The organism is Saccharomonospora azurea NA-128, from assembly GCF_000231055.2.
GTDB classification, from domain to species: domain Bacteria; phylum Actinomycetota; class Actinomycetes; order Mycobacteriales; family Pseudonocardiaceae; genus Saccharomonospora; species Saccharomonospora azurea.
The window spans coordinates 1002251-1013045 of the sequence record NZ_CM001466.1 but is presented as its reverse complement, the minus strand read 5'-3'; the positions used below and the strand labels follow the sequence as shown (position 1 = coordinate 1013045).

11 protein-coding genes and 2 pseudogenes are annotated in these 10795 nt (G+C 72.8%); 5 read left to right on the top strand and 8 right to left on the bottom strand.

Annotated features, from left to right (window positions below):
• Positions 1-74: 74 nt before the first annotated feature.
• Entirely contained in the window at positions 75-2351 is a 2277-nt protein-coding gene (locus SACAZDRAFT_RS04580; protein ID WP_005439152.1) for a heavy metal translocating P-type ATPase, read from the top strand.
• A gap of 10 nt (positions 2352-2361) precedes the next feature.
• Here the strand turns inward: SACAZDRAFT_RS04580 and SACAZDRAFT_RS04575 are convergent, their stop codons facing one another.
• Positions 2362-2835: a universal stress protein gene (locus SACAZDRAFT_RS04575; protein ID WP_005439150.1), complete on the bottom strand. Its 474-nt coding sequence runs from the start codon at positions 2833-2835 to the stop codon at positions 2362-2364.
• Positions 2836-2870: 35 nt separating this feature from the next.
• Positions 2871-3143, bottom strand: a complete 273-nt coding sequence (locus tag SACAZDRAFT_RS04570) for a hypothetical protein (RefSeq protein ID WP_005439148.1) — start codon at positions 3141-3143, stop codon at positions 2871-2873.
• A 109-nt stretch (positions 3144-3252) separates the two neighbouring features.
• Between SACAZDRAFT_RS04570 and SACAZDRAFT_RS04565 the strand changes: the two genes are divergently transcribed.
• Complete coding sequence (locus SACAZDRAFT_RS04565) at positions 3253-4182, top strand: AEC family transporter (RefSeq protein ID WP_005439146.1); 930 nt, start codon at positions 3253-3255, stop codon at positions 4180-4182.
• 78 nt (positions 4183-4260) lie between these two features.
• Here the strand turns inward: SACAZDRAFT_RS04565 and SACAZDRAFT_RS04560 are convergent, their stop codons facing one another.
• Complete coding sequence (locus SACAZDRAFT_RS04560) at positions 4261-5454, bottom strand: winged helix DNA-binding domain-containing protein (RefSeq protein WP_005439144.1); 1194 nt, start codon at positions 5452-5454, stop codon at positions 4261-4263.
• Between the two features lie 120 nt (positions 5455-5574).
• On the opposite strand from SACAZDRAFT_RS04560, the gene SACAZDRAFT_RS04555 reads away from it, so the two are divergent.
• The 3 genes and pseudogenes from SACAZDRAFT_RS04555 to SACAZDRAFT_RS04545 all read left to right on the top strand — a co-directional run.
• Complete coding sequence (locus tag SACAZDRAFT_RS04555; RefSeq protein WP_005439143.1) at positions 5575-6309, top strand: FadR/GntR family transcriptional regulator; 735 nt, start codon at positions 5575-5577, stop codon at positions 6307-6309.
• On the top strand, positions 6306-6950 hold the full coding sequence (locus tag SACAZDRAFT_RS04550) for a bifunctional 4-hydroxy-2-oxoglutarate aldolase/2-dehydro-3-deoxy-phosphogluconate aldolase (protein ID WP_005439140.1): 645 nt from the start codon (positions 6306-6308) through the stop codon (positions 6948-6950). The genes SACAZDRAFT_RS04555 and SACAZDRAFT_RS04550 overlap by 4 nt, the downstream gene beginning before the upstream one ends.
• A gap of 14 nt (positions 6951-6964) precedes the next feature.
• Positions 6965-7657: pseudogene (locus SACAZDRAFT_RS04545) on the top strand (sugar kinase); the annotation flags it as partial.
• A gap of 37 nt (positions 7658-7694) precedes the next feature.
• Here SACAZDRAFT_RS04545 and SACAZDRAFT_RS24140 read toward each other — a convergent pair.
• From SACAZDRAFT_RS24140 to SACAZDRAFT_RS04525, 5 genes and pseudogenes are all read right to left on the bottom strand, one after another.
• Positions 7695-7868: pseudogene (locus tag SACAZDRAFT_RS24140) on the bottom strand (FAD-dependent monooxygenase); the annotation flags it as partial.
• Between the two features lie 90 nt (positions 7869-7958).
• Complete coding sequence (locus tag SACAZDRAFT_RS04540) at positions 7959-8153, bottom strand: ferredoxin (protein WP_005439132.1); 195 nt, start codon at positions 8151-8153, stop codon at positions 7959-7961.
• Between the two features lie 14 nt (positions 8154-8167).
• Positions 8168-9343 (bottom strand): cytochrome P450, encoded by a 1176-nt coding sequence (locus tag SACAZDRAFT_RS04535; RefSeq protein ID WP_085979347.1) that lies wholly within the window; start codon positions 9341-9343, stop codon positions 8168-8170.
• Between the two features lie 73 nt (positions 9344-9416).
• Positions 9417-10601, bottom strand: a complete 1185-nt coding sequence (locus SACAZDRAFT_RS04530) for an NAD(P)/FAD-dependent oxidoreductase (protein ID WP_005439128.1) — start codon at positions 10599-10601, stop codon at positions 9417-9419.
• Positions 10598-10795, bottom strand: a complete 198-nt coding sequence (locus tag SACAZDRAFT_RS04525; protein WP_005439126.1) for a ferredoxin — start codon at positions 10793-10795, stop codon at positions 10598-10600. The genes SACAZDRAFT_RS04530 and SACAZDRAFT_RS04525 overlap by 4 nt, the downstream gene beginning before the upstream one ends.

The following is a 10795-nucleotide window of genomic DNA, read 5'->3' as shown; positions in this document are numbered from 1 at the left end:
GCGCGGGTATGCCGGGTGTAGAGCCGAATGGCCATGCGAGGCGGTGAGCACACGAACGGCGACGAGGACGTGACATGCAGCGTGCTGCCGGAATGACTCGGCACGGGTGGGTGCTGGCAGGAGTGTCCGTTCTCCTGGTGGCGGGTCTGGCGGTGTGGCCCGTGGGCCTCGGCGCCGAGCGGTGGCTGTGGGGGGTGGCCAGCGCAGCGGCGCTCGTGCCGTCGGTGGCTCGGGTCGTCGCGGACCTCCGACGGGGTCGCTATGGGGCGGATCTGCTCGCCGTGCTCGCCCTCGCGGGAACGTTGGCGGTGGGGGAGTACCTCGCTGGTGCGGTCGTCGCGCTGATGGTCGCCACCGGGCAGGTCCTGGAAGCCGCCGCAGCCCGTCGTGCTGCCCGCGACCTGTCGGGGCTGCTGGAACGTGCACCGCGCCAGGCGCATCGCCGTGCAGGCGGTGAGCTGGTGACGGTGCCGGTGGACGAGGTCGGAGTAGGTGACGAGGTGGTCGTCCTGTCCGGCGAGATCGTCCCGGTCGACGGGGCGCTGCGGGCCGAGGGCGTTCTCGACGAATCCGCCCTCACCGGCGAACCGGCACCCGTGGTGCGGCCGTCGGGCGACCGGGTCCGCAGCGGGGCGGTCAACGCCGGGCCGGCGCTGGACGTGACCGCGACCGCGACGGTCGCCGACAGCACGTACGCGGGAATGGTCCGGCTCGCGGAGGAGGCAGCGGCGGAACGGGCGCCCATCGCCCGGCTCGCGGACCGGGTCGCGGCGTGGTTCCTGCCTCTCGCGCTGCTCCTCGCCGGTGGTGCCTGGCTCGCCTCGCGGGACGCGGTCGTCGCCGTCGCGGTGCTGGTCACCGCGACGCCGTGTCCCCTGCTGCTCGCCGTGCCGATCGCGGTCACCGGGGGAATGTCCCGGGCGTCGCGGGCCGGGATCGTCGTCCGGGACGGCGCGGCGCTGGAACGCCTGGGACGGACGACCACGCTGCTGTTGGACAAGACGGGCACCGTGACGGAGGGCAGGCCGGAGATCACCGACGTCGTGTGCGCGCCCGGTGTCACGCAGGAACGCGCTCTCCGGCTCGCCGCCGCAGTGGAGCAGTACTCCGTGCACGTGCTTGCCGCTGCGGTTCTTCGCGCGGCGAGCCGGGCAGGTGTCGAGGTTCCGTCCGCCGAGGACGTCTCCGAGGCCCCTGGGCGTGGTGCCGGCGGCCGGGTCGGAGCCGAGACGGTCCAGGTCGGCCGGATTCCGGCCGGAACGGCGATCCCCGAATGGGCTTCGGCGGTGCTGCGCCGCGGACGCCTGGACCTTGCGACCGTCATCTGGGTGACCGTCGACGGTCGGCTCACCGCCGCTCTGCTGGGACGTGATCGCATCCGAGTCGACGCGGCTCGCACGATGCGCAGGCTCCACGCCGTCGGTGTGCGGCACGTGGTTCTCCTCACCGGAGACCGGGTGGACAGCTCCGCCGAGGTCGCGTCGATGCTCGGCCTCGACGAGGTACAGGCCGAGGCCACCCCGGAGGACAAGATCACCCGGGTGCGCCGTGCTCGAACGAGCGGAACCGTCGTGATGGTCGGCGACGGAGTCAACGACGCTCCCGCCCTGGCCGCGGCCGACGTGGGGATCGCTCTCGGTTCGCGTGGCTCCACGGCCGCGGTCCAGTCAGCGGATGCGGTCATCGTCGACGACCGCATCGATCGCCTCGCCGATGTCATGGAGATCGCCCGGAGGACCCGTCGTGTGGCATCGCAGAGCGGAGTCATCGGCACCGCCCTGTCGCTCGCGGCCATGATCGTGGCATCGCTGGGGGCCTTGGTGCCCGTCGCAGGCGCCGTCGTTCAGGAAGCCATCGACATCGCCGTCATCGTCAACAGCCTGCGGGTGTTGCGGTCCGGCCCTCGGGCCGCCCACCCCGAGGCCGACGCTCTGCTCAGTCGCTTCGCCGACGAGCACGAGAGCCTTCAGCCTGTGCGGGCGGCGGTCCGGCATGCGGCCGACGCTCTCGGGGCCGGGGCGACGCGCGACGCGGACACGGCTGTTCGCCACGCGCATCGCCTCCTGGTCGACGAACTGCTTCCGCACGAGCAGGCCGAGGAAGCCGAGCTCTACCCGGTGTTGAGCGGTGTGCTCGGCAGCGCGGAGGGGACCGTGACGATGAGCCGTGGGCATGCCGAGATCGCTCGCCTGTGTCGGCGGCTGGGGCGCCACCTCGACAGCACACCCGACGGGATACTTCCCGAGCAGGTGAACGATCTGCGCGCCACCCTCTATGGCCTGGACGCCGTGCTCACTCTCCACTTCGCACAGGAGGAAGAGGGGTACTTCGTTCTGCGACGCGGCGAGTGATCGGCCGGTATCAGCGGGAGTCGGCACGCTGGGCGGGAACGACCACCACCGGGCAGCGCGCCCGTCGCACGCAACTCGCCGCGACGCTGCCGAGCAGCACTTCGGAGGCCGCGCCGTGCCGGTGCCGCCCGACGACGAGCAGGTCGGCGTCCGCCGACGCGTTGACCAGCTCGGTGGCCGGGTCACCAGTGCGGACCGTCTCTGTCACGGTGGACTGACCGGATCGCGACACCGTGCGGGCGACCGCCTCGCGGAGGTCGGCGCGGAGGGCTTCCTCGTCGGTCCCCGGGCGGGACCCGTGCGGCTGGATCGCGTACGACGTCCCGGGCAGGATCTCCTCCCGCGGCCGGACCGTGATCACCTCCACGTCACCGCCGCGGGCCGCCGCTTCCTCCGTGGCCCATCGCAGAGCGTGCTCGGCGGTGGCCGAGCCGTCGAAACCCACCACGAGGCGGCGAGGTGCTGCGGGGTCGGGATGCGCCATGCGGTCTCCTCGGGGTCCACAGTGCCGTCTCGGGATCAGGGATTGCGGTCGTCGGTCGACGGCTCGAACCGGCGGTTGGCGCTGTCGGCGAGCGACTCGCGCCGGGCGAGGAGGTCGGTCAGCAGTTCGTCGACCACCTCCAGCGCGTTCTGCGGGTGGCCGGCGCCCAGGTGTGCCAGCACCTCGTACCCGCTCCTCCGCAGGGCTTCCGGCCAGCGCTGCCAGGGCACCGTCGCGAGCGTCTCCGGTGGAGGCGCCGCGTCGTCGGGCGAGTCGTCGGGCAGGTTGCCGGGCACGTCGTCGGGCATGGTGGCGGGTTTCCCCGTGCCGGGGTGGTCGTAACGGCGTGGGAGGTCGCGGACCCACCCTCCGTTTGACGCGGATCACAGCCTTACGGTGGCGATCTGTGACTGTCACATGAGCGGCGTGATCGAAGGTTTCCTCGTGCTCGCCTGCGTGGTCGTCGTGGGCTACGTGGTCGGGCGGGCGGGGGTGCTGGGGTCGTCGGCCACCGAGGTGCTGTCGCGCACCGCCTTCTTCGTGGCGAGCCCGGCGTTGCTGTTCACGACGCTCGCGCACGCGGACGTCACCGACGTCTTCTCGGCCAACCTCGTGGTCACCGCCGTCACTAGCACGCTCGCGTGCGCGTTGTACGTGCCGGTGGGCATCCTCCGGCGCAGGCCGCCCGGCGAGACGGCGATCGCGGCGATGGGCAGTGGTTACGTCAACGCGGGCAATCTCGGCCTGCCGGTGGCCGCGTACGTGTTCGGCGACGCCACGGTGGTCGCTCCCGTGCTGCTGTTCCAGCTCGCGATCCTCACGCCGGTGTTCACCACGGTTCTCGACGTCGTGTCGGCCCGGCGGGACGGCAGCCGACCGACACTCAGCCGCACGATCACGGCACCTCTGCGCAACCCGCTCGCGATCGCCTCGGTGTCGGGACTCGTCGTCACCGCGACCGGGGTGACGCTGCCGGAGCCGGTGCTCGCGCCCGTGGAGCTGCTGGGCGCTCTGGCGGTGCCCGCCATGCTGCTGGCGTTCGGGATCTCCCTGCACGGGGCGAGCAGGCCCGGTCGCGACCGGGAGAGCAGGCTCCCGCTCGTGGCGATCGTGACGGTGAAGACCGTCGTGCACCCGCTGATGGCGCTCGGACTCGGGCTCGTCCTGGGTCTGGAGGGCGTCGAGCTGCTGGCCGTGGTGGTGTGCGCCGCGCTACCCGCCGCGCAGAACGTGTTCGGCTACGCCGTGCGCTTCGGCCACGGCGTCACGCTGGCCCGCGACGCGGTGCTGGTGACGACCCTGCTGAGCCTCCCCGTGATCTTCGCCGCCGTGGCCCTGCTCCTCTGACACCGTGTCCGCGCCTCCCGCACGCGTGTCCGCACTTCCGGTACACGTGTCCGCACTTGTCGTACGGCTGTGCGGTCGTCAAACGGTGCTTTCCTGGATCTCCTGCTCCAGCGGGCTGAGTCGCCGGCCTCGGGCGGAGAGCCGCACGCCGTCGAGCGCGGCGGTGAGGCGGTCGGCCAGGGCGTCCACGGCCTCGACGGCGTCCGAGCCGACGTCCTCCAGCAGCCGGTAGACGACGTCGCCGCGGCCGTCCTGGGTCCATCCGCCGACGATGCGCCCGTTCCACCACACCGTGGGACCCGCGTTGCCGTTCGTGTCGAACACGCGCTCGGCGTGCTCACCGAGGTACCAGTCGCGCTGTCGCCAGCCCATCGACGTCGGGTCGAGGGCGGGGAGCAACGCCGCCCACGGGACACCTTCCACCCGCGGCTCGTCCACGTCGGTGTCGTCGAGGGCGACTCCCGCCGTGCCGCACACCTCGACCTCGGCCGGGCGCAGGGCCGTCAGTGCCCGTTTCGTCCGCGTCTTCGTCCACCCGGTCCACCACTGGAGATCCTCCGGGAGGGCGGGACCGTAGGCGGCGAGCCACCGGCGGGCGAGCTCCACCTCGGCGTCGGCCTCGGACACGGTCGGCAGGTCGTCGCCCAGCCACGTCCGCATCGAGGTCCACCGGTATTGCTGGGAGGTCCACGACCCCCGCGGTCGCCCTCGGACGACGAGTCCCTCGGCCGACAGCAGCAGGAGCACCCGGCTGGCGACGTTCTGCTTCCCCTCGTAGCGCTTTCCCCGGGACAGCACGAGTGGGGTGCCGAGTCGCGGATCGGCCCCGGCCAGTTCGGCCGCGGTGATTTCGTCGCGGGCGTCGAGCACGGACAGCGCGGCGTCGCGCGCCTCGGTGAGGAAGCGCTCCGGACGCTCGATCCCGTTCTCGGCGAGCATCGTGATCAGCTTGCGGCGTTCGCGGTCCGCCACCTCCGCCGCGCACGCGGTGAGGACGAGCGGTGCGACGGCTCGCGAGGTGACGAACACCGTCCGTCGCATGGCGAGCAGCCGGAGCAGACGGCGGTCGTCGTAGAGGGCATGCTGCAGCGGCGCGTGTCGGGGGTCCCGCGTCCGCGCCCAGGTGGACAGGTACACGGTGGCGGGGTCGGTGCTGTGCAGCGCCACGAGACTGTCGGCGACGTCCACGAGATCGGCCGCCGCCGCGTCGGTCGCGAGCCGGTGGCGTCGTCCCAGCAGGGCGCGCCGGTGTGAGGCGCTGATCCGTCGCATCGCACTCCTTCGGGTGAGGTTCCACGCGACACGCTACGGGTGGGGTCCGACACTGCCCGCGGTTGTATTAAATAACAATTAATCTTGACACCCGTGCCTCCGCCGATCAGACTTCCCGCCGTGACGGCGTACGGAGGACGAGGAGTCCACGGCCAGACGGTCGCCACGCTCGGGATGCGCATCGTGTCCGGAGAGATCGCGCAGGGCGCGGTGCTGGACCTCGGGGCGCTCGGACGGGAACTCGACGTGAGCAGGACGGTGTTGCGTGAGTCGCTGCGCGTCCTCGCGGCCAAGGGGCTCATCGAAGCACGGCAGAAGCGCGGCACCGTGGTGCGCGAGCGCGCGCACTGGAACCTGCTCGACACGGACGTGATCCGCTGGCGGGCCCATGCCGGGGAGACCGCGCGGTTGCTGTGCGACCTCGGCGAGCTGCGCGACATGGTCGAACCGGCGGCGGCAGCCCTGGCGGCCCGCCGTCGTGACGAGGCCGACCTCGCCGAGCTGGACTCCGCGTTGGCCGCCATGGCCGACGCCGTGGACGGCAGCGCCGAGATGGCCGCGGCGGCGGACCTGCGCTGGCACCGCGCGCTGCTGCGGGCCACCCACAACGAGCTCGTGTCGGCTCTCGACTCCGTCGTCGAACCCGCACTCTCGCTGCGCGACGCGCTCGTGCACGAGGCGGGGATGACGGACCCCGTGCCGAGCCACGCCGCGGTGGTGGACGCGGTGCGCCGCCGCGAGCCCGGTGAGGCGGCCGACGCCATGCGCGCCTTGCTGGCCGAGGCCGCTCAGGATGCCGAGGACGTCGCCGGGCCGGTCGAGGACGGTCTGGTTCGAACGGAGGAGGAACGATGAACCTGCGCGACGCGCTCGCGCGGCAGCGACTGCTCGCCATCATCCGCGGCAGTGATCCCGACGCCTGCGTGCGGACGGCGGAGGTGCTGGCGGAGGCGGGTGTGCGGCTGCTCGAAGTGTCGTTGACGTCGGCCGACGCCCTCGCGGTGTTGCGCCGTGTCGTCGAGGAACTCGGCGACGACGTGGGAGTGGGAGCGGGCACCGTGCTCACGGACGCCGACGCGCGCCACGTCCTTGACTCCGGGGCCGCCTTCGCCGTGACTCCCGCTCTGGGTGCCGGGGTGACCACCGCCGTGGAGCTCGGCCTGCCGGTGCTCGCCGGCGCCCTGACACCGACCGAGGTCGTGGCGGCCCGCGACGCCGGAGCCGCGGCCGTGAAGGTCTTTCCCGCCGCCACGCTCGGGCCGGCCCACGTGCGGGCGCTGCGCGACCCGTTCCCCGACGTCCCGCTGGTGCCGGTGGGAGGTGTGGACCTACCCGACGTGCCGCGGTACGTCGCGGCGGGTGCGTGCGCGGTCGGGGTCGGGAGCCCGCTCACCGGTGACGCGCCGCACGGCGGAGACACCGCGGCCTTGCGCGAGCGGGCGGCGGCGTTCGTGGCGGCGGCCCGGGACGGGAGTGGGTCGTCGTGGACGTCGTGACGCTGGGAGAGACGATGGTCTCGATGCGGGCGGACGGGCTGCTGCGCCTGGGCACGACGGCACGCGTGTCCATCGCCGGGGCCGAGTCGACCGTCGCGGTAGGACTGTCACGGCTCGGGCACCGGGTCCGCTGGGTCGGCCGCGTCGGCCGGGACGAGCCCGGTGAGCTCGTGCTGCGGACCCTGCGCGCCGAAGAGGTGGACGTGTCCCGGGTGCGGAAGGACGACGACGCGCCGACGGGGATCGTCCTGTTCGAGCAGCGGCTTCCCGACGTGACGCGGGTCCAGTACTACCGCGCGGGCTCGGCGGGTTCCCGGCTCGCACCCGCCGACGTGACGACCGCGATCGAGGCGGGGACCCGCCTGGTCCACCTCAGTGGGATCACCCCGGCGTTGAGTCCGACGGCACGTGAGGCCGTGACGGCAGCGTGCGACCACGCCGCCGAGCACGACGTCGCGGTCTGTCTCGACGTGAACTTCCGGTCGCGGCTGTGGTCGGCCGACGAGGCCGCAGGCGTCCTCACGCCGTTGGCTCGCCGGGCGCGTGTCGTCGTCGGGTCGCCGGACGAGCTCGCGCTCGTCGGGGGTGTGGAGGACCTGCTGCGGCACGGTGTCGCCGAGGTGGTGACCAAGCACGGCGCCGAGGGCGCGGCGGTCACCACCGAGAACGGCACGCTCGACGCTCCCGCCCACCGGGTGCCCGTCGTGGACTCGGTGGGTGCGGGCGACGCCTTCACCGCCGGCTACCTCTCGGGGTGGCTCGACGGGCCGGTTCACCGGGAAAACCGACACCCAGGACCTTGCGCACCGTGCTGCGGCCACCGTCGCACCCGACAAGATACCGCGACCGCAACCGCGTCCCGTCGGCGTCGGCCTGGCGGAGCGCCTCGACCGCGGCACCGCGTGCGGCGCGTTCGCCGTCGCCACGCGCGGCGACTGGGAAGGACTGCCGACCCGGGCCGAGCTCGACCTGGTCGGCTCCGCCGGGACGGCGCTGCGGTAGGGGCGTCTACTCCTCGACGTGGATGGCCAGCGCGGGACACACCGACGCCGCGTGCCGGACGTCGGCGGCGTGCTCCGCCGACGGCTCCGCGTCGAGCAGCACCACGACGCCGTCCTCGTCGCGCTGGTCGAAGACCTGCTCGGCGGCGACGACACACTGTCCCGACGCGACACACTTGTCCTGGTCGATCGTGATCTTCATCGTGGTCCTTTCGGTCACCAGGTCACGGGCAGCTCGTACACGCCGTACACGGAGCCGTCGTGCTTGAACGGCACCGAGTCCAGCTCCGTGGCGAGCCGCAGGGTGGGGATGCGCCGGTAGAGGGTGCCGTAGACGACGCTCAGCTCCAGGCGCGCCAGCGGCTGACCGAGGCACTGGTGCACCCCGAAGCCGAACGCCACGTGGTGGCGGGCGTCGCGCCGCAGGTCGAGCCGGTCCGGGGCGGGAAAGGCCTCCGGGTCGCGGTTGGCGATGTCGTTCGGGAAGACCACACCGTCGCCGGCGCGGATGACCTGCCCCGCGAACTCGATGTCGTCGAGCGCGACCCGACGTCGGCCGTTGTGGGTGATGTGGAGGTAGCGCAGCAGTTCCTCCACCGCCGAGTCGATGACGGCGGGATCGTCGGCATCGCGCAGCAGAGCGAGCTGGTCCGGGTGCTCCAGCAGGGCCGCCGTGCCCAGCGCGATCATGTTCGCGGTCGTCTCGTGTCCCGCGATGAGGAGCAGCACGCCCATGCGCGCCGCGTCCTCGTGGGCGAGTTCGCCCGCGCGCACCCGCTCCGCGAGCCCGGACAGCAGGTCGTCGGTCGGCTCGGCGAGCTTGTCGCCCAGCAACCGGTGGAGGTAGGCGGCGAGCTCGCCGAGAGCGGCCATGCGCTCCTCCTGGGTGGAGGTGCGCTTGATGATCACCTTGCTGTGGTTCTGGAAGAAGTCGTGGTCGGAGTACGGGACGCCGAGCAGCTCGCAGATCACCAGCGACGGCACCGGCAGGGCGAACGCCTCCACGAGATCGACCGGCTTCGGGCCCGCGAGCAGATCGTCGATCAGCTGGTCGACGATGGCCTGGATGCGAGGGCGCATCGCCCGTACCCGGCGCACCGTGAACGGCGCCGTCACCATCCGCCGCAACCGCGCGTGCTCCGGGTCGTCCATGAGGATGAAGCTGACCGACGAACCGCCGCCCTCGACCCGGGCCGCCGGGCTCGGGTAGCCGGGTCTCGTGACGTCGGAGCTCATGCGGGGATCGGCCATCAGCGCGCGCTGGTCGGCGTAGCGGGTGACGAGCCACGGTGTGCTGCCGTCCCACAGCCGTACCCTCGTCAGTCTCGTCTGCTCCTGCAGCTCCTTCAGCCGCGGCGGTGGGTCGAACGGGCAACCCTGCGCGCGGGCCATGGGGTACTCGGCGACGGCCGTGTCGGCGGCCGCCTCGGTGTTCGTCACAGTGACCTTCTCTCGTGTCGCGTCCTCAGACCGTGGGCACCACGGCGAGGGCGTCGGCCACCTCGCCGCGGCGCAACCGGGTCTGTTTGGGCATCCGCCATCCGATGACCCCGGTGACCCGGCCGTCCCGGGTGCACCGGACCACGAACCGCCGGTCGGCGGGGTCGCCGTCCACCACGGTGATCTCGTCGGTCGCCGAGGGCAGCCCGAAGACCTGGATCTTGGTGTCGAACTGGTCGGTCCAGTAGTGGGGCACCGGCGCGTACGCGCGGTCCTCTCCGAGCACGTTCGCCGCCACCACCTGGGCAGCTTCCGTGGCGTTGGTGCGGTTCTCCAGCCGGACGGAGGTCCCCAGGCCCGGGTGGTGCCAGCGGGCGACGTCGCCGACCGCGTAGACACCGTCGGCCGCCCGGCACCGCGAGTCGCACACGACACCGTCGTCGACCGGCACGCCGCTGCCCTGGAGCCACGCCGTCGCGGGCGCGGCCCCGATCGCCACGACGACGACGTCGGCGGGCAGCACCCGGCCGCCGTCGAGCCGCACTCCCGTGACCCGGCCGTGCCGTCCGACGAGGCCGTCGACGGCGTGTCCGAGGGCGAGCTCGACACCGTGTTCGCGATGCAGGTCGGCGAGCAGCCCGGACACCAGGGGGCCGAGCTGGGCGGCGAGCGGCCGCGGTTGCGGGCCCACCAGGGTGACGGACATTGCGAGCGTGCGGGCGGTCGCCGCCACCTCCGCGCCCAGCACGCCCTCGCCGACCACGACGAGCCGTCGTCCCTCGGTCAGCGCCGCGCGCAAGCCGAGCGCGTCGTCGAGCGTGCGGAGCACGTGCACGCCGGCGAGGTCGGGGCTGCCCGGGAGCCGGAGCGGGGCGGCTCCCGTGGCGAGCACGACGGCGTCGCCGCTCACCGTCGTGCCGGAGCGGGTGCGCACGGACCGCGTGGCGGCATCGAAGGCGACGGCGGGGTCGCCGAGACACCACTGAGCGTCCACTGCGGACAGATCCGGTTCGGTGCGCAGCCGCGCCCGCTCGGGCTCCCACACCCCGGCCAGGACCTGCTTCGACAGCGGAGGCCGGTCGTAAGGCGGGTGCGGTTCGGCTCCGACGATCGTGAGTCGGCCCGTGAAGCCCTGCCGTCGCAACGCCTCGGCCGTCGACAGTCCTCCCGCCGACGCCCCGACCACGACCACGTGCGAGGGCGTGCTCATCCTTCCGTCACGGTGATCGCCGCGGCGGGGCAGACACTGGCCGCTTCCCGTGTCACGGCATGGAGTTCCGCGCCGGGCTCGGCGTCGAGCAGCACGACGATGCCGTCGTCCTCACGCTGGTCGAAGACCTCCGGTGCGAGCAGCACGCACTGGCCCGCACCGCAGCACTTGTCCTCGTCCACGCTGATCTTCAC